This is a genomic window from Hydrogenophaga sp. (assembly GCF_030373225.1).
Lineage (GTDB): Bacteria > Pseudomonadota > Gammaproteobacteria > Burkholderiales > Burkholderiaceae_C > Hydrogenophaga.
Genome location: NZ_JAUCZG010000004.1, coordinates 46,633 through 70,486, shown reverse-complemented (window position 1 = coordinate 70,486; position 23,854 = coordinate 46,633). Strand labels below are relative to the sequence as shown.

The following is a 23,854-nucleotide window of genomic DNA, read 5'->3' as shown; positions in this document are numbered from 1 at the left end:
CCAGGCGGCGACCTCCAGGCACCCGGCAGAGTCCCCGCCATGCAAGCCGTTCTGGCCCAACCGCGAGGCTTCTGTGCCGGGGTGAACCGGGCCATCGACATCGTCGATCGCGCCCTTGAGCGCCACGGCATCCCGGTGTACGTGTTCCACGAGATCGTCCACAACCAATGGGTGGTGGACGATCTTCGTTCGCGCGGCGCGGTGTTCGTCGACGACCTCGACCGCGTGCCCGCCGGGTCGGTGGTGGTCTTCTCCGCCCACGGCGTGTCCAGTGCGGTGGTGGCACAGGCGGCCAGCGCGGGCCTGCACGCCATCGACGCCACCTGCCCGCTGGTGAGCAAGGTGCACCAGCAGGCGCAACGTTTCGTGAAGCAGGGCCACACGCTGCTGATGATCGGACACGCCGGCCACGAGGAAGTGGTCGGCACGATGGGCCGGGTCGACGCCACCGTGCATCTGGTCAGCAGCGTGGCCGATGTGGCCGGGCTTGATTTCCCGCCCCACACGCCGCTGGCCTACGTGACCCAGACCACCCTGAGCCTGGAGGACACGCGCGAGATCATCGCTGCCCTCACCGACCGTTTTCCCCGCATCCACGGCCCCGATGTGGACGACATCTGCTACGCCACCCAGAACCGCCAGATCGCCGTGCGCCGCCTCGCGGCCCGGGTCGACCTGGTGCTGGTGGTCGGCGCGCGCAACAGTTCCAACTCGAACCGGCTGCGCGAAGTGGCCGAGCGCAGCGGCGTGCCGGCGCACCTGGTGCAGGACGAAAGCGAACTCCAGGCCGCCTGGCTGGCCGGCGCACCGCGCGTGGGTGTGACCTCCGGCGCGTCCACGCCCGAGTTGCTGGTGCAGGGCGTCGTGGCCGCGCTGCAGCGGCACAGCCGCGGCACACCGCTGCAGGTCGTGCATCTGGCCGGTGCGCGCGAGGACGTCAGCTTTCGCCTGCCCGCCGAACTGGACGGGCCGCGCGCAACGGCACTCGCCCATGGCTGAGGGCGCACCCGATGTGATCACCCTCTCGGGGGTCGTGGTGGTCGTACTCGTGAACTACCTGCGCGAACACCAGGCCTGGGGCTGGATGCGCATGGTGCAGGGATCGGCTTCGCTCAAGGGCGTGCCCGGCGTGGTGTTTGCCAAGGTGATGGGCAGTGGCCACGGCGGCGGCTTCAGCATACGGCCCAGCGCCAGCCACCAGGGCCTGATCGTGATGTTCGAACAGGCCGGACAGGCCGATGCCTTTCTCAACGGTCCGATCGTGCAGGCCTACCGCCAGCGCGCCGAGCATTTCTGGAGCGGTGTGCACGAAGTGCTGTCCTCGCGCGGCCAGTGGGACGGTGAAGCCTGGGGCCCCACCCCGGCCACCCACCTCAAGCCCGACCACACGGTGCACGACGACGCGGGTGCAGCGCGCCCGCTGGCCGTGATCACGCGCGCCAGCATCCGGCCCGCCAAGGCCATGGCCTTCTGGCGCAACGCACCCGCCACGCAGGCGGCCATGCAGTCGGCCGCGGGCTGCACGCTGGCCATGGGCCTGGGCGAGGCGCCGCTGGTGCGCCAGTGCACCTTCAGCCTGTGGAAAGACACCTCGGCCATGCTCGACTACGCCCACCAGGGCGCACACCAGAGCGCCATCGAGGCGGCCTACCGGCACAACTACTTTTCCGAATCGATGTTCGTGCGCATGCGGCTGCTGGAACACCATGGCCAGTGGATCGCGCCCAACGCGATGAACACGCAGGAGTCTGCCGAGCCACCGGCCGAGGCCGCAGCGCCCAAAGACCATGGCTGAACACAAGGTCGTCGTCATCGGCGCCGGCATGGCGGGCCTGGTTTGCGCCCTGCAACTGGCGCAGCAGGGGCTGGACGTGACGGTGGTCGAGGCCGCGGCCACACCGGGCGGCAAGGTGCGCCAGCTGGTGGTGGACGGCGCCGCCATCGACAGCGGCCCGACGGTGTTCACCATGCGCTGGGTGTTCGACCAGATCCTGGCCTCGGTGGGCACCACGCTCGAAGCCGAGCTGCGCATCCGGGCGCTGCCGGTGCTCGCGCGCCACTGGTGGGACGATGGCAGCTCGCTGGACCTGTTCGCCGATCCGGCGCGCTCGTTCGATGCGGTGGCGCAGTTCGCCGGCCCCGCCGAGGCCCGGCGGTTCCAGGGCTTTTGCGCGCAGGCCAGGGCCGCCTACACCGCACTGGAAGGACCCTACATCCGCAGCCCGTCGCCCAGCATGCTGGGCATGTCGATGGGCCTGGGCGCGCGCGGCCTGGCCACCCTCGCAGCGCTGGGCCCCATGCGCAGCCTGTGGCAAAGCCTCGGCCGGCATTTCACCGATCAGCGCCTGCGCCAGCTGTTCGGCCGCTACGCCACCTACACCGGCTCGTCGCCCTGGGAAGCGCCGGCCACGCTCATGCTGATCGCCCAGGTCGAGCTCGACGGCGTCTGGGCCATCGACGGCGGCATGCATGCACTGGCGCGCTGCCTGGAGCGCCTGGCACGCGAGCGGGGCGCTGCGTTCCGCTATGGCAGCGCCTGCGAACGCATCGAGGTGAGCAAGGGCCGGGTGTGCGGTGTGCGGCTCGCCAGCGGGGAAAACCTGCGTGCCGACAGCGTGATCTTCAATGGCGACGTGGCCGCGCTGCGCGGCGGCCTGCTCGGCCCGGCGGTGCGCCGCGCCGTCAAGGCCAAGGTACCGCCGCGCTCGCTCTCGGCCATCACCTGGTCGATCCACACCGGCACCAGCGGCCTGGCGCTGGACCGGCACAACGTGTTCTTCCAGGGCGATTACGCCAGCGAGTTCAGCGACATCTTCCAGCGCGGCCAGCTGCCTGGCCAACCCACGGTGTACGTGTGCGCGCAGGACCGCGGCACCGACCTGCCCCCGCCCGAGGGCCGCGAACGCCTGCTCTGCCTGGTCAACGCACCGGCAGCCGGCGATCTTCAAACCATCACACACGAGGCGATCGAACAATGCGAGAACTCCAGCTTTGCCCTGCTGCGCCGCTGTGGACTTCGGATCGAGAGCGCCGAGCCGCCGTCGGTGCGCACCACGCCGGTGGACTTTCACCAGCTCTTCCCGGCCACGGGGGGCGCCCTGTATGGGCAGGCGACCCACGGCTGGACTTCGGCCTTCGCCCGCTCCAGCGCCAGCACACCGGTCACGGGCCTTTTCCTGGCGGGGGGGAGCGTCCACCCGGGCCCGGGGGTCCCGATGGCGGCTCTTTCGGGCCAGCTGGCGGCCGCGGCCGTGATGGCGAGCCCCGCTTTGACCAGGTGGTCCCCTCGGGTGGCTACCTCTGGTGGTACGTCGACGCCCTGAGCGACGACGGCCGCTTCGGTCTGTCCATCATCGCCTTCGTCGGCAGCGTGTTCTCGCCCTACTACGCCTGGGCACGCAAACGCGGCCCGACCGACCCCGACAATTTCTGCGCGCTCAACGTGGCGCTGTACAGCGCGGGCGCGCGGCGCTGGTCGATGACCGAGCGCGGTGCGCGGCACAACCAGCGCGACGCATCGCATTTCCGGATCGGCCCCAGCCAGCTGGAATGGGACGGCCGCGCGCTCACCATCCACATCGACGAGGTCGGCGTGCCGATTCCGCGCCGCATCCGCGGCACCGTGAAGCTGCACCCGCGCCAGCTGTTCCACTTCAGCACCGCACTGGACGCCCACGGCCGTCACCGCTGGGGACCGCTGGCGCCCCATGCCCGGGTCGAGGTGAAGCTGCAGCACCCCGAGCAGCGCTGGAGCGGCCACGCCTACCTCGACAGCAACGAAGGCGACGAGCCGGTGGAGCGCGCGTTCACCGAGTGGGACTGGTCACGCAGCCAGATGAAGGACGGCAGCACCGCCGTGCTCTACGACGTGGAACCGGGCAAGGCCCAGGGCAGATTGCTGGCGCTGCGTTTCGGGCGCCACGGCAGCGTGCAGCCGTTCGAGCCACCGCCGCTGCGGGCCCTGCCGCGCACCGCCTGGCGCATCGACCGGCGCATGCGCAGCGACTCGAGCGTGCTGGTGTCACAGCAGCTCGAAGACACGCCGTTCTACCAGCGCGCCGTGCTGCAGAGCAGCCTGCTCGGCGAGAGCGTGTCGAGCTTCCATGAAACGCTGCATGTGCCGCGTCTGGTCTCGCCGGTGGTGCAGGCCATGCTGCCCTGGCGCATGCCGCGGCGGGGCTGAAGCCCCCCGCCTCAGGGTCGCACGTAGGCCCAGCCCTGGTGCTGGCGCTGCATGATGTGCACCACCCCGGCCGGCACATAGGTGATGGACGGGTTCATGTCGGCCTTGACGATCTTTTGTGCCGTCATGGTGTTCTCGCAGGCCACGATCTTCACGCCGCTCTTCACCGCATCGCTCACGCGGTTGGCGGTCACGGCGTCGAACCTGAGCATGTTGATGCCCGGGCCGTAGGCCACGATCTCGATGTCCACCTTGTCGGCGCCCAGGTCGGCCTGCGCGTTGCGCGCATTGTTCAGCGCCAGGTTCCACTTGGCCGGATCGGGATCGCTGACCTGCAGCACCACCTGGGTTTTCTGGCGGGCCGGGGTGTAGGCGCAGCCGGCGCCGAGCAGCGTGGAACTGCCGAGCGCAAGCGCCAGCACAAGGGTGCGTCGTTTCATGAGAGGGACTCCTGTTCGGTGAATCGATTCGTCATTGCTGATATTTGCCACTGCGAATATCTCAATTGCATCCGCGCCCGGCCATCGTGGTAATCCCTTGCCTCAGCGCAGAAACGCCAGCACGGCCGGCAAGGATGCCTGCGCGGCTTCTTCCTGCGGCAGGTGGCCCGCGCCCGGCAACGACAGCAACCGGCTGCCCGGGATGGCGCCCAGGTAGTCCTGCGCATGGGCCACCGGAATCATGGCGTCGGCCTCGCCCCAGACCAGCAAGGTGGGCGCTGCGATCCTGGCCAGCCAGGGCCGGGGATCGGTCAGCACCGTCTGCCGCAGCCGGCTGAGCATCGCATCGCGCGCACCCGGTGCCAGCAGCAGGTCGTGGTAGCGCGTGGTGAGTTCGTCGGTGAGAAAGGCGGGGTCGGCGTAGGCCGGCTCCAGGCTCATGCGCAGCACGGCCTTGGGCATGGCATGGCGCATGAGGCCCAGCGAGGCGGGCACCTCGGCCGCCTGGCCGTATTCAAAGCCCGGGCTGGCAAAGCCGTCGGGGGCCACCAGCACCAGCCGTGCGGTTCGCCCCGGGTGGCGGGACGCGAACGTCCAGCCAATGCGCCCGCCGATCGAATGGCCGACCACGCTCGCACGCGCCACGCCGAACTGGTCCATGAGCGAGAGCATCAGCTGCAGGCTGCGCGCATCGGTGTAGTCGTTCGCGGGGTCGGGCTCGCTCAGGCCATGGCCCGGCCAGTCGAAACGGATCACGCGGTGGGTCGCGCTCAAGCCCTGCGCCCACGCCTCCCAGGTGTGCAGGCTGGCGCCGAACCCGTGCAGCATCAGCACCACCGGCGCGTCCCGCGGGCCGCTGTCGCGCACATGCAGCCGCCACTGCCCCACCTGCACCAGGTCGCCGGGCGCGGCCAGGTAGCGGGCCTCCAGCGTGCTGCGCGGCTGGTCGGGTGTCCAGAGCCAGGCGCCCAGCGCCAGCACCGCCAGCAGCGCCGCCAGCAGCGCCAGGCGCCACGAGAGCCAACTCCTGCGCATGCCCTCCCCTGCCCCTCAGAACAGCACGCGGCTGCGCAGCGTGCCCGGCACCCGCGCCAGCTCCGAGAGCGCCAGCTCCGAATGGGCGGCGTCGATGTCCATCACCACATAGCCCAGGTCTTCGCGCGTCTGCAGGTACTGCGCGGCGATGTTGATCTGGTGGTCGGAAAACACACGGTTGATGCCCGAGAGCACACCGGGCACGTTGCGGTGGATGTGCAGCAGGCGGTGCTGGCCGGGATGCGCCGGCAGCGCGACCTCGGGGAAGTTCACGGCCGAGGTGGTGGTGCCGTTGTCGCTGTAGCGCACCAGCTTGTCGGCCACTTCGATGCCGATGTTTTCCTGTGCCTCCAGCGTGGAGCCTCCGATGTGGGGCGTGAGGATCACGTTGTCCAGCCCGCGCAGCGGCGACTCGAAACGGTCGTCGTTGCTGTGCGGCTCCTGCGGGAACACGTCGATGGCCGCGCCCAGCAAGGCCTGGCGGCGCAGCGCGTCGGCCAGGGCGTCGATCACGACCACGCTGCCGCGCGAGGCGTTGATCAGCACCGCGCCGGGCTTCATCAGCGCGAGCTGCGGGGCATCGATCATCCACTGCGTGTCGGCGGTCTCGGGCACGTGCAGGCTGACCACGTCGGCGCTGCCGAGCAAGTCGGCCAGCGTGCCCAGCGGCCTCGCATTGCCCAGCGGCAGGCGGGTGGCCACGTCGAAGTACACCACCTTCATGCCCAGCGCCTCGGCCAGCACCGAGAGCTGGGAGCCGATGGCGCCGTAACCCACGATGCCCAGCGTCTTGCCGCGGATCTCGTGCGAATGGCTGGCCGATTTCAGCCAGCCGCCGCGGTGCGCCTCGGCGTTCTTTTCGGGCACGCCGCGCATGAGCAGGATCGCTTCGGCCAGCACCAGCTCGGCCACCGAGCGGGTGTTGGAAAACGGCGCGTTGAAGACCGCCACACCACGCTGGCGCGCGGCGGCCAGGTCCACCTGGTTGGTGCCGATGCAGAAGCAGCCCACGGCGGCCAGCCGCCGCGCGTGCGACAGCACCTCGGCGCTGAGCTGGGTGCGCGAGCGGATGCCCAGGAAGTGAACGTCGGCGATGCGGGCCTTGAGCTCGTCGTCGGGCAGCGCGCCCGGCAGGCTTTCGATCTGCGAATAGCCCGCCGCCCGCAGCACCGCCACGGCAGAAGGGTGAATGCCTTCGAGCAGCAGGAAGCGGATCTTGTGCCGGTCGGTCGAGGTGGCAGCGGCGCTGGCGGATGGGGTCGGAAGAATGGCGGTCATGGGGCACTGTAGCCCCCTCGGGCGCCCGTGGGCTCAGGCCCTCACAATGGCCGGCGCTGCGCAGGGGCAGCGGGCAGCTCGAAGGTGAGGTTGCCCCAGTGGCTGTCCCAGTCCTGGCCCTGTCCGTCCGGGTTGGGCACCATGTGCACCACACTGACCATCCAGACTCCGCCCCAGGGCAGGGGCATGCGGGCCCGGCCCGCGGCGTCGGTGCGCTCGGTCGACACGTCGAACCGCTCTGCGCGCCGGTTCCAGACCCGCACCAGCGCGCCGGGCAGTGGCGCACCCTTGAACAGCACCTCCACCGGCATCGCATCACCCGCCCGCAGTCCTTGCGGATCGAGCAATGGCACGATCTCCAGCGTCTGGCCGGTGCGCACGCCAAACACCGCGTCGCTCTGGCCGCCCACATTGAGCAGCGTCTTGACATGGCGGCGGTAGCGCTCGCGCCCGGGTGCTGCGCCCTGCCCGCTGGCCTGGCGCTGGGCGATCACGTGTTCGAGTCCGTCTTCGCGCAGGTAGGCGGTGAACTCGTCGGCCGCCAGCTCGGTGGTGACCGGCTGCGTGTCGAGTGCGATGAGCTGCGTGCCGGTCTGATCGAAGGCGATCTGCACGGACGGCCCGGGGCTGGCGGGCAATTGCGCCGTCAGGTTCTGCTGTCCGCGCAAGCGGTGCCAGTGCAGCGAGACAGCCATTGGCCGGTCGAAGCCCACGGGCTCACCCAGGAAACCTTCGCCGACCCGCAGCGACAGCGTCACCGGCGCGTTCACGGCGGGCGAAAACCGGTCGGGCGCCATCCAGAATTCGTGCGCATGTGCGCTGGAAACCAGCCACAGCAGGCTGGAGAAGATCCATTTGTTCATGTGATCAGCGGGTCGGCGCACGGCGTGCGTCGACCCGTCCCTTTCAGTGTTGAAGAAGCCGTGTCAGACCGTGTCGTCCACCGGCAGCGGCGTGCTGTCCACCGGTTCGGGCTCGGTGGTTTCGCTGGTCTGTGCGATCAGCTGATCCATGTAATCGAGCAGCGACTGCACGGTGCTGCCCATGAAGGGCGTGGTGGCTTCGGGCCGGGCCGGTGCAGCGGCGTCACCGCCGCCACCGCCGCAGCCCACCAGTGCCGCGGTGGCCGCCACCGCCAGCAGGGATGTCGCGAGATGTTGTCTCATGGTGTGTCCTTGGTGTGCAGGGTCGGCATCACAGGTTCGACGAACCGGCGTTGGGCGTGTTCAGGTAGGGGAACGCGGGCAGGAAGGGCACGACGGCCTGGTCGACCGCGTCGTGGATGCCGGCCGAGCGGGCGCCCAGCGGAACGCTCGAAGGCCTGCAGGCCGAGGTCAGCGAGGGCACGCCCGGCACGCTGTTGAGACCCAGCGCGTCGTTGTCACCGTTGATCACGCACAGGCCACCGAGCACCGCCACCAGCGCGATGTCGACCACGTCGTCCTTGGGCCGGCGGCCGTTCGGAAAGCCGGCGTTGTCGTTGACCTTGGCCGGGTCGGCGTTGAGCGCGTTGCCAGCCACACCCAGGCGGTTCTGGCTGGCGAACGGCACCGGTGGCACGGCTGTGTTCAGGCGCAGCATCTCCGAGGGCGTCGGGTTGGACGGCTTGTTCACGCCGGTGATGCCGGTCAGGAAAGTGGTGGCCAGGTCGGTGCGCGGCAGGTTGGTGGGCGCCACGGCGGCGGGGTTGCCGGCCAGCACCAGCCCCAGCAGGGCGGGCAGCGTGGGGTGGGTCACGTAGGTGAGGAACTGGCCATCGTCCCGCGGGGCGGAGGCGTTGAACCTGTCCTTGTCACCCAGACCGATCACCACCTCGTTGACCAGCGGATTGCCCAGGCGCGACACCTGCGTCCACGCACCGCCGGCCTTCTCGCTCGCCTGGTGGCCCGATGGCGGGCTGCCGTTGAGCAGTCGCGCCTGGCGCAGGCTGGCCGTGGTCCAGCCACCAATCACCGTCTCGCTGCCTGCGGTCAGGCAGCTCTGGTGCACTTCAAGCGCCAGCGAAGTCACGTTCTGCTTCTGGATGACATGGTTGCCGTTGGCGCCCTCGGCGTCCTTGAGGTCGGGGTTGAGCAACACGTCCACCGGTGCGTTGACCAGATCGAAGATGCGCCCGAGGTTGACCGCAAACCCTTCCTGGCGCTGGCCCACGAACACCCTGGCGGGCACGCTGCAGCCCGGAATGGTCACGCTGTGGATGTGCCGGTCGGCGTAGGCCTTGTAGGCGGCGGCGTCGCCCAGGGTTTTCTGGCCGATGTAGTCCACCGGCTTGGCCAGCGAGGCCGCCACCGTCTGGATGGCACCCTTGCGGCGGTCGCCGCGCACCACGGTCAGGCTGTAGCTCTCGTTGAGGTTGAGGTTGGGGTCGTTGACGGAGGACACGGTGCCGGCCTGGATCAGCGGAATCGGCACGTTCTGGTTGCCGATGGGCAGGGCCACGCTGTTGAGCCGGTTCTGGAAGCGGAACTGGAAGGTGATGTCTTCGCGCGCGTCGCCGTTGTTGTCCACATGGATCTCGTACAGCGCGTTCGGGTCCATCGAGAAATAGTTGGGGCCACCGTAGGGGCCTTGCAGCGGCTGGTAGTTGGCGATCAAGGTCACGAAATCGGAGCGCCCGCCCGCGCCGTTGGCGGCCACACCTTCGTAGCTGCGGAACATGTAGAAGTCGGTGCCGTCCACCTTGGGCGTGGTGGTGATGAAGGGGGCTTCACGGTGGCTCGACGCGATGGCGGCGCCGGCAACGGCCATCAGCAGGCATCCTCTGGCGAGGGAGGCGGGTTTGAGTTTCATGGGGGTGCTCCTGGGTGGTGTTTGCAGTCATCTGCCTACCCAGTACGTGCCACGCGGCGTGATGGATTCAACAAACCGAATGCCCCACAGGCAGCAGGGGCAAGCGGGCGCGGAGCGCGCCGCGTCAGGTCAGCAAGGCCGCCAGACCACCCTCGGCCTCGAAACGCTGGTTGCGGTAGCTCAGGCGCGTGGGCCCGGGCCACACCCGCTGCGCCACGCTGTGCGCCGGATCGCCCGGGTAACAGATCACGCGCACACCGTCCAGGTCGAACGGTTCGGGCTCGATCAGCGCGGGTGCCCGGCTGGCGGCCGTGGCCATCACCTCTGCGGCACTCTGCAGGCGCGCCAGCTGGCACAGGCTCATGATCTGTGGCGGTGCGAGATCGATCTCGCCCGCCCAGTAGCGTTCCAGCCCCAGGCGCGGCGCCATCCACACCGCTTCGGTGGCTTCAAAGACGCAGTGCTCGGCCAGCTGGCCGGCGGGTGCCAGCGCCACGAAGAATCGCGTGTCGAAACGCTTGTTGGTCACCGAGGGCACCCGCGGTGTGACCCAGCGCGACCAGGGCCGCACGCTGTCGGTGGACACCACACAACCGAGCTGCTGCAAGGCGGCGGCGAAGGCGGTGCCGCCAGCGGTGAGTTCGCGCACGCGAACGGCCAGGTCGGCCTGGTGCAACTGCCCGAGCAGCAGGCCGCTTTCTTCGAAGGTTTCGCGCAGGGCCGCCACATGCAGGCCGAGCGCGGTGTCGGCATCGATACCGGGTTCGTTCAGCGCCAGCGCGCAGTCCGGCGCCGAGCGGTCCAGCCAGGCCGCTTCGACCAGGCGGTCGCCGGCATCGAGCTTGCCGCCCGGAAACACGTGCACCCCACCCAGCACGCCCGAGTTGCCGTGTCGGCGCACCAGCAGAACTTCCAGCCCGGCGGGTCCGTCGCGCACCACCATCACGGTGGCCGAAGGCAGGGGCGGGGTGAGAACGGTGTCGGAGTGGATCGGGATGGCCATGCACGGATTGTCGGCGAGCCCCGGGCCGCGGCCTGTCGCCTGCAGGCCCCGGGTCGCACGGCGGTTGGACGCAGGCCGAGGGCCGGCCGCGGCTCTTTTTTGAGCGCAGCTTGAATCCAGTCGGGCTCCTGGCCCGTATTCAGGGTGTCCCGCTCGCAACGCCAGGCTCTCTGGCTTCTTACAACCTCTTCAAGGATCCCCCATGAAAAACCTTCGCCACTCCGTCATCGCCCTCACCCTCACCACGCTCTGCGCCGGCTCGGTGTTCGCCGCCGACATGACCCCCAGGACGCGCGACCAGGTTCGCGCCGAGCTGGCCCAGGCCCAGCGCGACGGCAGCCTGATCGCCGATGGCCAGACCGGCCTCAGCTTCCGTCAACTGTTCCCCGGCCGGTACGCACAGCCCGCGGCCATGTCTTCCATCTCGCGCGACCAGGTTCGCGCCGAGCTGGCGCAGGCACAACGCGACGGCACGCTGGTGGCCGACGGCCAGACCGGCGCCACCTTCCGCGACCTGAACCCCGGGCTCCATCCCATGAACGGCATGCAGGCCACGGGCAACACCGACACCACCGTGGGCATGGGCCGGATGAACCGCTCGACGCAGTCCAACTGACCGGTCGCGGCTCCTGAAACCCCGGGGCTGCCTGTCGGCTCCGGGGTTTGCTGGCGTTCAGAACACCGCGTGGTCGCCCCGCTCGGGCGCGGCTGCGCCGCCCAGCACCTGGGCATAAAAGTCGAACAGCGTCTGGCTGCCGGTGGACGGGGTGGCCGCAGCGTCGTAGCGGCCGCTCACGGGGTCGAGCACCAGCATGGACTCGGTGGCGTAGTAGCGCCCGATGCGCGCGAGCTCGGCCTTGTCGGCGAGCGCGGGCACCACCCGCCCGGCCGCACCCAGCACCGCGATGATCGCGTCGAGCAAGCCCAGCGGCACGCTCTTGAAACGCGGCGCCCGCCCGAGCAGCGCGAACAGGTGTTCGCCCTGCTGCCGCGGCGTGATGGCCTCGCCCGGGCCGCCAATGGGCAGCACCCGGTGGTGGCGGTTGGCATCGGTCAGGCAGTCGGCCAGGAAAGCGCCGAGGTCGTCGTCGCTGATCGGCTTGCAGGCCGTGGCACGACCGTCTCCGAACAGCAGAAAGGGTTTGCCCTGCTGAACCCGCCGGATCTGCCCCGAGAGCGATTTGAAGAACGCCGTGGGCCGCACGATGGAATACGTCAGACCCGAATCGATCAGCACCTGCTCGAACGCCAGCTTGGCCTGTTGAAACGCCAGCAAGGGTTTCTGCACACAGATGGCCGACAGCAGCACCATCTGCGTCACGCCGGCCCGGCGCGCGGCGTCCAGCGCGTGCACGTGGGCCTGGTGGTCGATGGCCCAGGCGTCCCGGGGAACGCCGGTGCGCGAAGCCATGCAGGACACCAGCGCGTCGAAGCGCTCGCCGCGAAAACCATCCCGCTGCAGCGACACCGGGTCCTGCACCTCGCCCACGCGCACGCTGGCGCCCGGCAACAGGCGGGCCGTGTCGTCCACCTGCAGACCTCCCCCGGCACCCGCGCGCGGGCGCACCAGGCACACCACCTCGTGCCCGCGCGCCACCAGCGCGCGCACGGTGGCCTGGCCGATGGTGCCGGTGGCGCCCAGCACGAAGACTCGTCGGGCAGAGGTGGTCGGGTCCAGCAAGGTCGGCATGGGCCCGATCTTAGTGAAGGCGCGCCCGGGCCGCCCCACGCGCAAGGGCAAAGCCCGCTCAAGAAGCCCGGGCAGGTGCCGATACCGAGGCATCAACCCCACATTGCGGACCCATGGACACCATCCCCACCCCCACCGTCAGCGTCTCGTCTTCCCACATCCTGGCCCGCGGCCAGTCGCCGTCGTCGGCCCGCGCCGGCGAGTTCCTGAGCTTTCGCCTGGGGGCGGAGGAATACGGGATCGACATCCTGAGCGTGCAGGAGATCCGCTCGTACGAAGAACCCACCCGCATCGCCAACGCTCCCGGCTTCATCAAGGGCGTGGTCAACCTGCGTGGCGTGATCGTGCCGATCGTGGACATGCGCATCAAGCTGGGCTGTGAGAAGGTCGACTACAACGCGCTCACCGTGGTGATCGTGCTCAGCGTGCACGACCGCGTCGTGGGGCTGGTGGTCGATTCGGTGAGCGACGTGATCCGCCTCGGGCAGGACCACATCAAGGCGGCGCCGCAGATCAGCACCACGCTGGACGCCGGCTTCATCACCGGCATCGCCAGCGTGGGCGAGCGCATGCTCATCCTGGCCAACATCGAAGCCCTCATCGGCAGCGCCGACATGGGCCTGGTGACCCACCCCACGCCCGTTCAATAAGTCCTCGTGCCGCACCGGATCCGACCGGCCGCGGCCCGCTCTCCTTCGTCTGCTGGAATCCCATGAACCTCTTTCGCAAGCTCTCCGTGGGCGCCCGCCTGTGGGCCGGTGTCATCGCCATCATCGTGGCCCTGTTTGTCGTCGTTGCCACCGCAGGGGCGCGGTCGGCCATGCTCAACCAGGAATCCGAAAAGGTGCTCTCGGCCCTCGCCCACAAGACCACCATCGCCACCGAATGGGCGGGTCTCACCGAGACCAACGTCACGCGCGTGCAGGCCTCGATCGCCAGCTCGGACCCGGTCGTGGCCGAGATGTACAAGGACCTGATCCCGGCCGGCGTGGCGGCCATTTCTGCCCTGCAGAAGGAACTGCAGACCATGGACATGAACGGGCAGGAACAGGCCCAGATGGCGAAGATCGCCGAGTTGCGCAAGAACGTGCTGGACTCGCTGGGCAAGGCCAACGAACTGAAACAGGCCGGCGATGCCGCTGGCGCCGCGCTGGAGATTTCGACCCGCTTCAACCAGACCGTGCCGCCCTACCTCGCCGCCCTGCGCGAGTTCGCCCGCCTGCAGGCGGAGATCCGTCAGCAGGCCCAGGCCAGCTTCAGCGAGCAGCGCGCGACCAGCCTGACCATTGCCACGTTCCAGGTCGGCGCGCTGATCGCCGCCATCGTCGCCGGCGCCTTCTTCCTGATCCGCAACATCCGCAATCCGCTGCGCGAAGCCATGGCCTTCGCCGAACAGATCGCCAGCGGCGACCTCACCGCGCAGATCCGCAACGACCGCAAGGACGAGTTCGGCGCCATGTCGGCGGCACTGCTCGGCATGCGCGACCGCCTGGTCAACGTGGTGGCCGATGTCAAGCGCGGCACCGACAACATCACCGTGGCTGCGAAGGAAATCGCCGCCGGCAACAACGACCTCTCGGCCCGCACCGAGCAAACCGCCTCCAACCTGCAGCAGACCGCCGCCAGCATGGAGCAGATGTCGGGCGCGATCCGCCAGTCGGCCGACTCGGCCCGCGTGGCCAACCAGCTCGCCGACGTGGCCGGGCAAAGCGCACAAAAGGGTGGCGACGTGGTGCAACAGGTGATCACTACCATGGAAGAGATCAACCAGTCCTCACGCAAGATCAGCGACATCATCGGCGTCATCGACGGCATCGCCTTCCAGACCAACATCCTGGCGCTCAACGCGGCGGTGGAAGCGGCCCGCGCCGGCGAGCAGGGCCGCGGTTTCGCCGTGGTGGCCGGCGAGGTGCGCAACCTGGCCCAGCGCAGCGCGCAGGCCGCCAAAGAGATCAAGGTGCTGATCGGCACCAGCGTGGACAAGGTGACCGCCGGCACCGAGCTGGTGAACCAGGCCGGCACGACCATGGGCGAGATCGTGGCCAACGTGGTGCGCGTGCGCGACATGATCGGCGAGATCGCCAGCGCCTCGGGCGAACAGGCCGACGGCGTGAACCAGATCAACTCGGCCGTGGCCAACCTGGACCAGCTGACCCAGCAGAACGCAGCCCTGGTCGAAGAAAGTGCCGCCGCCGCATCGAGCATGAACGACCAGGCCGACCGGCTGGCCGAGGTGGTGCGCGTGTTCCGGGTGGATGCACACAGCACGTCGCAGAGCACGATCGCGCAGGTCCGGTCGGCCGACCTGCACAAGCCCGGCAGCGGCGCCGTGCGCAGCATGCCGGCGGCAAAGAAGCCGGTCGTCGCCAATGCCAGGCCGGTGCCGGTGGCCCCGAAGAAGCCGGCGCTGGCCAGGCCGGCACCACAGCCGGTGGCCAAGGTGGCCGAGCGGGCCGGGGCTTCGGACGATTGGGAATCGTTCTAACGACTCGCTGACCTTGGGGCATCAAGCCCAGTTGCCGGCCTCGGGGCTCCAGCTGGCGTTCGCAGAACTTCGCTCGGCAGCGACCTGTGTGGCCGGCCACAGCAGCCTGTACAACAGCTCCACGGTAAGCACCAGCGAACCCGCCTCCCGGCGGTTCTTGCCCAAGAAAGCCTGCCATTGCCGCACTTTGGCAGCGTCTTCGCTGAATCGGGCAGTCAAAGCCAACGGCGGCTCGCTTGGCAACGCAGTGGCTCGCCGGGCAAAGGTGGCAGCCACGGCGGCGGCCAGCGTTGCGCCGTCCAGCCGGGTGCGCTGCGCGATGACCATGAGGTCGTAGAAATCCTTCATGCGGCTGTTCGCCAGGTCAAGCACCACCATGGCGTGGTACTTCTCTGCGATCACCGTGTAGACCGGATACGCACGAAGCTGCGGCGCTTCGAAATCCGGCAACAAGGCGGGAAACACCACTGTTCTTGCTGGGGGCGTCACTGCATCGCCGAAACCTATGTCGATCTGCAACACGCAGCGAGCAGGACCGATGTGGGCGGTCAGGTGAATCCGCGTGCCGCCGTAGGTGTTGTCCTCGCGGATGCTGCTGGCGCGCACCGATGCGGCATCGAACACGATGCCGTCGTCCAACGCCATGTTGGCCAGTTCACGAAACGTCGCCACCAGACTCGCGTCGTCGTCCGGACCAAAGCCCAGCAGATCGGCATCTCGGGTGGGCCGATGGGGGTCGTCGTACCAAAGTGCGAACAGCAATGCGCCCTTCAGTAAAAACTGCTGTGAGTGCCTTGAGATTCCGACCCTGTACAACAACCGCTCCAGCGCAAACCGGTTGAGCAGCAGGCTGTGGTCCTCACCGCGTTGCTTCGACAAGTTCAACAAGCGCGCCAGCACCGATGCCGACAGGTCCTTCTTCATGCCACCACCGCCTCGAGATAAGGCCGCATCACCTGTTCCACCCGGTTGATGCGCGCGAAGTGCGCGACGTCGTCCATGGTGACCTTGCGGGACCGCCATGCGTCCTTGAGCGCTTCAAGCGCCACATCCAGTCCGATCTTGTTGCGGAACTTGAAGCAGTCGGTGACTGTCTTGGCGGCGCTGTAAACGCGGATCGGTGAACCCCGCTCCATCACAGTGACTACCCCTGAGGCATAGGCGTCCCCGCGCAGACGCGAGACGCGCAGTGGCGGGTAATCCCCCGCCGGGGTTTGCGCGCCCTCGGGCAGCGCGATCCAGACCTCGTGAGGCAGTTGGGTGCCGATGCCGTGGAACTGCAAGGCGGACAGCAGGCAGATCACCGCCTTGGGCACGCGCTGACACACTTCTGCCAGCCCCTTGTACTCGGTGAAATCCGCATCGGGAAGGCTGTAGATTCCACGGGCCACACGCTCCAGTTGCCCCATTGCATGCAGACGTATCAGCAACTGAGGCGACCAACCCTGCTCGCGCACGTCGGCCGCGCGCAGCAGGCGCTGGCGCCGGGCAAGGTCCAGGATGCTTTCAGATTGGTTCATGCCAGGGAGTTTAAATAACTCATGACTTATCAACAAGTCATGAAAAAACTCCGCAAAATAGCGCGATGACCTCACCCGCTGCAGCCCGATACTGGTTGATGAAATCCGAGCCCGACGAGTGCTCGATCGACGACGCACTCGCCGCACCCGGCGCCACCGTGCCCTGGACCGGCGTGCGCAATTACCAGGCGCGCAACTTCATGCGCGACACCATGCGCATCGGCGACGGCGTGCTGTTCTACCACTCGAGTTGTCCGCAGCCCGGCATCGCCGGCATCGCACAGGTCGCGTCCACCACCCGGTCCGACCCCACGCAGTTCGACCCGCAGTCGCCCTACTTCGACGCCAAGTCCAAACCTGATGCACCGCGCTGGCTGCTGCTCGATGTGAAGGCGCTGCGCAAGACGCGGCTGCTCGGCCTGCCCGAACTTCGGGCGAACCCGGCCCTGGCCGACATGACGCTGCTGCAGCGCGGCAGCCGCTTGTCGATCACGCCGGTGAGCGAGGCGCACTGGAGGTTGATCACCGGCACGCTGTTGGGCTCCTGAGGGAAGCAGGTGATTCATTTATTCGTCGAATGTTTGCAATCGACGAATAAATGGAACATACTGCGATGGCATGTCTCCTCAGAACGAAACCCACACCCAGCGCATCCTGGATCTGCTCGCGCACAAGGGTTTGCTGCGCCCCAGCGATCTGGAGGCGACCGGCGCGTCTCGCGCGGTGCTCGCGCGCATGACAGCCGCCGGACTGCTGGAGAAAGTTGATCGAGGTCTCTACCGTCTGCCCGACCAGGACCTCTCTGAAAACGAGAGCCTGATCACTGTTGCCACCAAGGTGCCACAGGCTGTTTTTTGCCTGCTCACTGCGCTGCAGTTTCATGGCGTCACCACACAGCTTCCGAACCAGATCTGGATCGCCATGCCGCGTGGCAGCCATGTGCCGAAGATCGACTACCCACCGCTCAAGATGGTCCAGGTCACCGGTGACGCTTACGCGGCAGGCGTCGAAATCTTCAAACACGATGGAGTTCCACTGCGGGTCTATGGCGTGGCCAAGACCGTGGTTGACTGCTTCAAACACCGCAACAAAATCGGTATCGACGTGGCACTGGAAGCGCTGCGCGACGCACGTGCGCAGAAGAAGGTTTCGGCCGACGATCTCTGGCGATACGCAAAGATCTGCCGCGTCGCCAATGTGATGCGCCCCTACCTGGAGGCCATTGAATGAGCAAGGACCGTGCAGCATCGGTGCGGGCACGCCTGCTCAATATCGCCAAGGCACAAGGTGTGGATTTCAATCAGGTGTTGGTCCGTTTTGCGCTCGAACGCATGCTTTATCGCCTGAGCCAGTCGGCACACGCCGATGACTTTTTGCTCAAAGGAGCGCTGCTGTTCACGCTCTGGTACGACATGCCCCACCGCGCCACGCGCGATGCGGACTTGCTGGGTTTCGGGCCCAGCGATCTGGCGTCCGTGGTTCAGACATTCCGCGACATCGTGAGCGTTGAAGCAGACGACGGCATTCACTTCGATCCCGCGTCGATCACGGCCGAAGACATTCGCAAAGAGGCGGGTTATGCCGGAGCCCGGATCTTGATCACGGCCGACGTGGCCAAAGCGCGTTGCAAGACGCAGATCGACATCGGATTCGGCGACGCAGTCACGCCCGGACCCGTGGCCGCGGTTTACCCCGTGCTGCTGACCGATCTGCCTGCGCCGCGCCTGCGCACTTACCCGGTCTACACCGTCATCGCCGAAAAGCTTCATGCCATCGCCTTGCTTGGCATGACCAACAGCCGGTTGAAAGACTACCTGGACCTGTCGATATTGCTGGACCGCGAAACCCTGAACACCAGGACATTGGCACGGGCGATCGCAGCCACGTTTGACCGGCGAGGCATGGTGGTTCCCGCTGCATTGCCCTTGGGCTTGACGGACGAGTTTGGAACCGATCCGTCACGCCAGGCGCTCTGGCATGCATTCCTCAAGAAAAATCAACTGAATCATCGACCGCTACCCGACACCGTGGCCGCGTTGCGCAGAGCCCTGCAGCCGAGCCTGCTGGAGGCAGGTTCCTTGCCGACCCCTCAATGAAAATCCCGGCTCACCGTCGACAGCCCCCTGAGCAGCGGCGTGAGGTCTTCCAGGTGGCCGGCGATCAGGTTCTTTGCTTCGCCTTCGCGCTGCCACACACCGTACACCGCCAGCAGGCGTGAGCGCAGCAGCACGGTGCGCTGGCGTTCGCGCAGGTGTTTCCACACGATCACCTGCACCACACCGGTCTCGTCTTCCAGGCTCACGAACACCACGCCGGAAGCGGTCTCGGGTTGCTGGCGCAGGGTGACGATGCCGCAATGGCGCACCAGCCTGCCGTTGGGTGCGTGCTGCAGCGCTTCGGCGGTCATGAGCTTTCGCTGGTCGAGTTGCGGGCGCAGCAGCGCCAGCGGGTGGCGGCGCAGCGTGAGGCCCAGGCTGGCGTAGTCCCACACCACCGCTTCGCCCTCGGGCGCCTCGGGCAGGTCCAGCGGGTCTTCGTCCACCGGCGCGTCCTGCAACAGTTCGGGCGCGGTCTTCAGGGCGGCGGCGTCCCACACCTGCTGGCGGCGGTGGCCACTCAGGCCCGCCAGCGCATCGGCAGCGGCGAGCTGCTGCATGTCCTGCTGGTCCAGGCCGGCGCGGCGGGCCAGGTCTTCGGCACTGTCGAACAGGCGCTGGGCGCGGGCCGCCACGATGCGTTGGGCGGCCCCGGTCTTCAGGCCCGAGACCAGGCGCAGGCCCAGGCGCACGGCGGGCAGGGCTTCGACAGGCTCAGCCCGAACGGGTGTGGGCTCAGCCCGAACGGGGGTGGGATCGGCCCGGACGGCAGAGCGCTCTTCGAGCGTGCAGTCCCATTCGCTGTGCAGCACGTCCACGCGGCGCACCTCCACCTGGTGGCGCCGGGCGTCCTGCACCAGCTGGCTCGGGGTGTAGAAGCCCAGCGGCTGGCTGTTGAGCAGCGCGGCCAGAAACTCGGCCGGGTGGTGGCGCTTGATCCAGCAGCTGGCATAGACCAGCAGCGCAAAGCTGGCGGCGTGGCTCTCGGGAAAGCCGTAGCTGGAGAATCCCTTGATCTGCTCGTACACACCCTGGGCGAACTCCAGCGTGTAGCCGCGTTCGGTCATGCCGTCGATCAGGCGGCGTTCGTAGTGGCCCAGGCCACCCTTGCGCTTCCAGGCTGCCATGGCGCGGCGCAGGCCGTCCGCCTCGCCGGGCGTGAAGCCCGCGGCCAATATGGCGATCTGCATGCACTGTTCCTGAAAGATCGGAATGCCCAGCGTTCGGCCCAGCGCCTGCTCCAGCGCAGCGCTGGGGTAGCTCACCGGCACCTTGCCCTGGCGGCGGTCCAGGTACGGGTGCACCGCGCCGCCCTGGATGGGGCCGGGGCGCACCAGCGCCACTTCGATCACCAGGTCGTAGAAGCAGCGGGGTTGGAGGCGCGGCAGCATGCTCATCTGCGCGCGGCTCTCGATCTGGAACACACCCACGGTGTCGGCGGCGCAGATCATGTCGTAGGTGGCCTCGTCCTCGGGCGGGATGTCCTGCATCTCGAACACATGGCCCTTGCGCTCGCCGATGAACGCCAGCGACTTGCGGATGGCGGTCAGCATGCCCAGGGCCAGCACGTCCACCTTGAGCAGGCCCATGGCGTCCAGGTCGTCCTTGTCCCACTCGATCACCGTGCGCCCGGCCATGCTGGCGTTTTCGATCGGCACCATGCGCGAGAGCGGCAGGCGCGTGAGCACGAAGCCGCCGCTGTGCTGCGAGAGGTGGCGCGGAAAACCCATGAGCTGGCCGGTGAGCGCGATCAACTGGCGCACCGCCAGGCTTTGCGGGTCCAGCCCCGCTTCGCGCAGGCGCTCGGGCTCGATGCCGCGGCTGTCCCACCACTGGTGGCCCTTGGCCAGCGCGTCCAGCGTGGCCTCGGCGAAACCCAGCGCCTTGCCGACATCGCGAATGGCGCTGCGCGGGCGGTAGCTGGCCACCGCGGCGGTCAGCGCGGCGCGCTCACGGCCGTACTTGCGGTAGAGGTACTGGATGATTTCCTCGCGCCGCTCGTGCTCGAAGTCCACGTCGATGTCGGGCGGCTCGTTGCGCTCGCGCGAGATGAAACGCTCGAACAGCACCGACATGCGCGCCGGGTCCACCTCGGTGATGCCCAGGCAGTAACACACCACGCTGTTGGCCGCCGAGCCACGGCCCTGGCACAGGATGTTCTGCGAACGCGCGAAGGCCACGATGTCGTACACGGTGAGGAAGTAGTGCTCGTACTTCAGCTCCTCGATCAGCGCGAGTTCGTGTTCGATCTGTTGCTGCACCGCAGCCGTCGCACCTTCGGGCCAGCGCCGCCCGGCGCCCTCGTAAGCCAGCCGGCGCAAATGGCTGGCGGGCGTCTCGCCGGCGGGCACCACCTCGTCCGGGTACTGGTAGCGCAGTTCGTCGAGCGAAAACGCGCAGCGGTCGGCCACCACCAGCGTTTCAGCGAGCAGCCCGGCCGGGTAACGCTGGCCCAGTGCCAGGCGCGAGCGCAGGTGCTGCTCGGCGTTTTGCGACAGCGCCAGCCCGCAGGCGCTCAGCGGCTGGCCGATGCGCGTGGCGGTGAGCACGTCCTGCAGCGGCTTGCGCGAGCGCAGGTGCATGTGCACGTCGCCCACGGCCACCAGCGGCACCGCGGTGAGATCGCTGCTCTGGCGCAGCTTGTGCAGCAGCATCTCGTCGTCGAGCCGGCGCAACTGCTCCACCCCGAGCCAGCAGCGGCCCATGAAATGCTGCAGCAGCCAGCGCGCCACCGTGTCCATCTGCGCCTGCTCGCCCGTGCGCTCGGGCACGGCGATCACCACGCAGTCGGCGAGCGCGGCGGCGTCGATGCCGTCCAGGCCCAGGTGGTAGCTGCCCTTGGCCGAGGCGCGGCGCAGGCGCGTGATGAACTCGCACAGGTTGCCGTAGCCGTTGAGGTTGCAGGCCAGCACGATGAGGGTGAAGGCTGCGTCCGCCTGCACCCGGAACTGGCTGCCCACCAGCAGCTTCAGGCCCTTGTCTTTTGCCGCCCCGTGCGCGCGCACCATGCCGGCCATGGAGCATTCGTCCACCAGCGCCAGCGCGCGGTAACCGAGCGCATGCGCCCGCTGCACCAGCTCCTCGGGCCGGCTGGCGCCGCGCAGGAAGCTGAAGTTGGAAATGCAGCGCAGCTCGGCGTAGTCGGGCAGGTTCATGCAAAGTGCCCGTGCAGGTACCACGCAGGCGTCTCGTCCAGCCGCGTCTGGAACACCCACAGCACACCCGCGTGCGCCGAGAGCGCCACCCAGTAGTCGCGCACCACGTTGCGCGTGGTGGCCACGTCGTCCACGCGGTCCCACCAGCCGCCCTCCACCCGCTGCGGGCCGGCGAGCAGCTGCAGTTCACCCTGGTAGATCGGCCGGTTGCCGCGCACCGCCAGCTTCAGAGGCTCGGGCAATACAAAGGTGGGTTGTGGCAGGCCGGTGGTGCAGGCCGGTGCCTTGCCGGTTTTGCGTGGCAGCGGTTCGGGCGCGCTCTGCCAGCGGCACATCCATTCCTGGCGGTGGTCGGGCAGCAGCACCGGGCGCAACACGCGCCCGGGCCCCAGGCGTGCGGCCAGCCGCTCCAGCACCAGGTGCAGCGTCTCACCCTGGCGCACGGTGTCGGGCAAGAGCGAGGCGCTGGTCTCCACCAGCGGCTGCACCTCGGTGGCCAGCAGCTGCAGGTCGCCCACGGGCGCGAGCAGCTGCACATGGGCCAGGTGCTCGGCCAGCAGGCGGCAGAGGTGTTCGGTGTCGCGCGTGGGCTCGGCCGTGCGCACCGTGATCTCGCCGCCCTCGCCCGCGTCCCGCGCTCGCATGGCGTCGTGCGCCCAGCGCAGCGTGAAGGCCGTGACGCCCGCGCGCCGCGCCGCCAGCCAGCCGCTCATCACCAGCAGCAGGCGCCGCGCACCAAACAGCAGGGCCGGCGCCTGTTCCACGCGCGCCATGAGCTCCAGCCGTTCCTCGAACCGTTCGGGCAGCGCCACCCACACATGGGCCTCGGGTTCGGCACCGTAGGCCTGGTCGAGTGCCTGCAGCAACTGCTTGTCAAAGCGCCGGCCCATGCCGCCGCGCGGCAGCGCGCGGATGTCGCCCAGCGTGCGGCAGCCGATGTGCGCCAGCGTGGTGTGGTGGGGCTGTGTGGCGCTCAACACCGCCATGGGCAAGGCATCGAGCAGCACCGGCAGCGCCTGCCGCAAGCCGTTTTCACGGCCGGCGCGCGCCAGCGCCAGCGCGGCCAGGCTGTTCGGCGCCCAGGCCACCTGCACCACACCGAGCTGCGGGCTCTCGATCACCACACGGTCGCGCAGCGCACGCTTGCCGCCAAACAGGCGCACGCTCGCCGCCACCTCCATGAGCACCGCACCATCGGCCAGCGCCACGCGGGGCGTGAACTGCAACGCCCAGGTGGCCACGGCTCGGCGCGCCGCCTCAGTGGACGGCGTGACGGGGGCGGTCGGGAGCAGGAGTGCTGACCACAACATGTTCGGCCTCTCGGTGCGCATCGGAGGGCAGAAGGCGGCTGGGGAAGCGCAGCCGCGGCGTGAGGATGGCGCGCAGCCCGCCGGGCACCGAGCCCAGGCGCAACGTGTCTTCCAGCGGCGGGCCCTTGCGCTTGAAGATGCTCAGGTGCAGTTCCCAGTCCGGTCCCACGCGGGCCTGCAGTCGCAGCGGCGCGGCCGACGACTCGCGCGCCGCCGTGATCGGCCGGCACAGGAACACCGGGCCTTCGCAACCGGCGGCCAGCACCTGCAGGCGACGCACCTGCTCGGCACGCACCTGCGGCAGCCATACCACCAGCGCACCGCAGGCGTTGGCCTTGACGAGTTGTTCGGCCGACCACAGGCGCTCGGACGGCGTGTCGGCCCGCACCCACACCAGCTGGCGCTCGTCGATGCCTTCGAAACGCAGTCCCGGCAGGTGCGGCGCCTTGGGTGGCCCGACCACCACCACCGCGCGCCCGGCGGCGCACACCTGGCGCAGCGCCGGCCCGAGCAGGCGCCATTCCAGGATGCCGCTTTGCGGCGCCAGGATCTCGATGACCCCGTGGCACGGCCAGCCGCCGCCGGGCAACTGCGCGTCCAGCGCGTCGAAGCCGCTGGCCAGCACGGCCGAGACCGGGCCACCGAGCTGGTCGCCGCGCCAGATGGCCGCGGCCACCGCCATCGGCAGTTCACCGGGCAGGCGGGCCGGTCGGGGCGTGGGGGCCGGGGCGGCGGGTGTGAAGGCGGAAGACAGGTCGTCCTCCTGCCAGTCGAGGGCGGGATGCATGGCGGGTGAACCGGGGTGTGGGGGTGGGGTTGAAAGGCCGAATCGATACTGTATACACGTACAGTATATGAAAGGCCAATCC

General features: G+C 68.6%; 23 protein-coding genes. 10 read left to right on the top strand and 13 right to left on the bottom strand.

What is annotated here, in order from left to right; all coding sequences use genetic code 11:
* Positions 1–39: 39 nt before the first annotated feature.
* From ispH to QUV35_RS03515, 4 genes are read left to right on the top strand one after another with little or no spacing between them, the layout of a single operon-like run.
* On the top strand, positions 40–999 hold the full coding sequence (gene ispH / locus QUV35_RS03530) for a 4-hydroxy-3-methylbut-2-enyl diphosphate reductase (protein ID WP_300870916.1): 960 nt from the start codon (positions 40–42) through the stop codon (positions 997–999).
* Positions 992–1,795: a hypothetical protein gene (locus QUV35_RS03525; RefSeq protein ID WP_300870915.1), complete on the top strand. Its 804-nt coding sequence runs from the start codon at positions 992–994 to the stop codon at positions 1,793–1,795. Before ispH ends, QUV35_RS03525 begins: the two co-directional genes overlap by 8 nt.
* Complete coding sequence (gene crtD / locus QUV35_RS03520; RefSeq protein WP_300870913.1) at positions 1,788–3,323, top strand: 1-hydroxycarotenoid 3,4-desaturase CrtD; 1,536 nt, start codon at positions 1,788–1,790, stop codon at positions 3,321–3,323. Before QUV35_RS03525 ends, crtD begins: the two co-directional genes overlap by 8 nt.
* On the top strand, positions 3,278–4,183 hold the full coding sequence (locus QUV35_RS03515; RefSeq protein ID WP_300870911.1) for a carotenoid 1,2-hydratase: 906 nt from the start codon (positions 3,278–3,280) through the stop codon (positions 4,181–4,183). Before crtD ends, QUV35_RS03515 begins: the two co-directional genes overlap by 46 nt.
* Before the next feature lie 11 nt (positions 4,184–4,194).
* Here the strand turns inward: QUV35_RS03515 and QUV35_RS03510 are convergent, their stop codons facing one another.
* The 7 genes from QUV35_RS03510 to QUV35_RS03480 form a co-directional block, all read right to left on the bottom strand.
* On the bottom strand, positions 4,195–4,623 hold the full coding sequence (locus QUV35_RS03510; protein WP_300870909.1) for a DsrE family protein: 429 nt from the start codon (positions 4,621–4,623) through the stop codon (positions 4,195–4,197).
* Between the two features lie 102 nt (positions 4,624–4,725).
* The gene (locus tag QUV35_RS03505) at positions 4,726–5,658 is read right to left on the bottom strand and encodes an alpha/beta fold hydrolase (protein ID WP_300870907.1); all 933 of its coding nucleotides are present in this window, start codon (positions 5,656–5,658) and stop codon (positions 4,726–4,728) included.
* A 15-nt stretch (positions 5,659–5,673) separates the two neighbouring features.
* Positions 5,674–6,936: a phosphoglycerate dehydrogenase gene (gene serA / locus QUV35_RS03500; protein ID WP_300870905.1), complete on the bottom strand. Its 1,263-nt coding sequence runs from the start codon at positions 6,934–6,936 to the stop codon at positions 5,674–5,676.
* 41 nt (positions 6,937–6,977) lie between these two features.
* The gene (locus tag QUV35_RS03495) at positions 6,978–7,799 is read right to left on the bottom strand and encodes a DUF4198 domain-containing protein (protein ID WP_300870903.1); all 822 of its coding nucleotides are present in this window, start codon (positions 7,797–7,799) and stop codon (positions 6,978–6,980) included.
* Between the two features lie 63 nt (positions 7,800–7,862).
* Entirely contained in the window at positions 7,863–8,102 is a 240-nt protein-coding gene (locus tag QUV35_RS03490) for a hypothetical protein (protein ID WP_300870901.1), read from the bottom strand.
* 28 nt (positions 8,103–8,130) lie between these two features.
* On the bottom strand, positions 8,131–9,726 hold the full coding sequence (locus QUV35_RS03485) for a DUF4331 domain-containing protein (RefSeq protein WP_300870899.1): 1,596 nt from the start codon (positions 9,724–9,726) through the stop codon (positions 8,131–8,133).
* A 124-nt stretch (positions 9,727–9,850) separates the two neighbouring features.
* Positions 9,851–10,729, bottom strand: a complete 879-nt coding sequence (locus QUV35_RS03480; RefSeq protein ID WP_300870898.1) for an NUDIX hydrolase — start codon at positions 10,727–10,729, stop codon at positions 9,851–9,853.
* A gap of 202 nt (positions 10,730–10,931) precedes the next feature.
* Here QUV35_RS03480 and QUV35_RS03475 point away from each other — a divergent pair, with 202 nt between their 5' ends.
* Positions 10,932–11,345, top strand: coding sequence for a DUF4148 domain-containing protein (locus QUV35_RS03475; RefSeq protein ID WP_300870897.1), 414 nt, complete (start codon positions 10,932–10,934; stop codon positions 11,343–11,345).
* A 57-nt stretch (positions 11,346–11,402) separates the two neighbouring features.
* Here QUV35_RS03475 and QUV35_RS03470 read toward each other — a convergent pair whose 3' ends face one another.
* On the bottom strand, positions 11,403–12,419 hold the full coding sequence (locus QUV35_RS03470; RefSeq protein ID WP_300870896.1) for an NAD(P)H-binding protein: 1,017 nt from the start codon (positions 12,417–12,419) through the stop codon (positions 11,403–11,405).
* 113 nt (positions 12,420–12,532) lie between these two features.
* On the opposite strand from QUV35_RS03470, the gene QUV35_RS03465 reads away from it, so the two are divergent.
* Both QUV35_RS03465 and QUV35_RS03460 read left to right on the top strand, forming a co-directional pair.
* Positions 12,533–13,069 (top strand): chemotaxis protein CheW, encoded by a 537-nt coding sequence (locus tag QUV35_RS03465; RefSeq protein WP_300870894.1) that lies wholly within the window; start codon positions 12,533–12,535, stop codon positions 13,067–13,069.
* A 62-nt stretch (positions 13,070–13,131) separates the two neighbouring features.
* Positions 13,132–14,904, top strand: a complete 1,773-nt coding sequence (locus QUV35_RS03460; protein ID WP_300870892.1) for a methyl-accepting chemotaxis protein — start codon at positions 13,132–13,134, stop codon at positions 14,902–14,904.
* Between the two features lie 21 nt (positions 14,905–14,925).
* Here the strand turns inward: QUV35_RS03460 and QUV35_RS03455 are convergent, their stop codons facing one another.
* Both QUV35_RS03455 and QUV35_RS03450 read right to left on the bottom strand, forming a co-directional pair.
* On the bottom strand, positions 14,926–15,804 hold the full coding sequence (locus tag QUV35_RS03455; protein WP_300870891.1) for a nucleotidyl transferase AbiEii/AbiGii toxin family protein: 879 nt from the start codon (positions 15,802–15,804) through the stop codon (positions 14,926–14,928).
* A gap of 20 nt (positions 15,805–15,824) precedes the next feature.
* On the bottom strand, positions 15,825–16,424 hold the full coding sequence (locus QUV35_RS03450; protein WP_300870889.1) for an AbiEi antitoxin N-terminal domain-containing protein: 600 nt from the start codon (positions 16,422–16,424) through the stop codon (positions 15,825–15,827).
* Between the two features lie 65 nt (positions 16,425–16,489).
* Here QUV35_RS03450 and QUV35_RS03445 point away from each other — a divergent pair, with 65 nt between their 5' ends.
* The 3 genes from QUV35_RS03445 to QUV35_RS03435 all read left to right on the top strand — a co-directional run bounded on the left by QUV35_RS03445 (position 16,490) and on the right by QUV35_RS03435 (position 18,520).
* Positions 16,490–16,972 carry an EVE domain-containing protein gene (locus QUV35_RS03445; protein ID WP_300870887.1) on the top strand — a complete coding sequence of 161 codons (483 nt, stop codon included), beginning with the start codon at positions 16,490–16,492 and terminating at the stop codon, positions 16,970–16,972.
* A gap of 70 nt (positions 16,973–17,042) precedes the next feature.
* A complete protein-coding gene (locus tag QUV35_RS03440) occupies positions 17,043–17,654 on the top strand; it encodes an AbiEi antitoxin N-terminal domain-containing protein (RefSeq protein ID WP_300870885.1) in 612 nt (203 codons plus the stop codon).
* The gene (locus QUV35_RS03435) at positions 17,651–18,520 is read left to right on the top strand and encodes a nucleotidyl transferase AbiEii/AbiGii toxin family protein (protein ID WP_300870883.1); all 870 of its coding nucleotides are present in this window, start codon (positions 17,651–17,653) and stop codon (positions 18,518–18,520) included. Before QUV35_RS03440 ends, QUV35_RS03435 begins: the two co-directional genes overlap by 4 nt.
* Here QUV35_RS03435 and QUV35_RS03430 read toward each other — a convergent pair.
* Genes QUV35_RS03430 through imuA form a run of 3 tightly spaced genes read right to left on the bottom strand, consistent with a single transcriptional unit; the run spans position 18,514 to position 23,772 of the window.
* On the bottom strand, positions 18,514–21,675 hold the full coding sequence (locus QUV35_RS03430; RefSeq protein ID WP_300870881.1) for an error-prone DNA polymerase: 3,162 nt from the start codon (positions 21,673–21,675) through the stop codon (positions 18,514–18,516). The two genes, QUV35_RS03435 and QUV35_RS03430, sit on opposite strands and share 7 nt — an antisense overlap.
* Positions 21,672–22,985, bottom strand: a complete 1,314-nt coding sequence (locus QUV35_RS03425; RefSeq protein WP_300870879.1) for a DNA polymerase Y family protein — start codon at positions 22,983–22,985, stop codon at positions 21,672–21,674. The genes QUV35_RS03430 and QUV35_RS03425 overlap by 4 nt, the downstream gene beginning before the upstream one ends.
* Positions 22,933–23,772, bottom strand: a complete 840-nt coding sequence (imuA, locus tag QUV35_RS03420) for a translesion DNA synthesis-associated protein ImuA (protein WP_300870878.1) — start codon at positions 23,770–23,772, stop codon at positions 22,933–22,935. Before imuA ends, QUV35_RS03425 begins: the two co-directional genes overlap by 53 nt.
* Between the last annotated feature and the right edge of the window lie 82 nt (positions 23,773–23,854).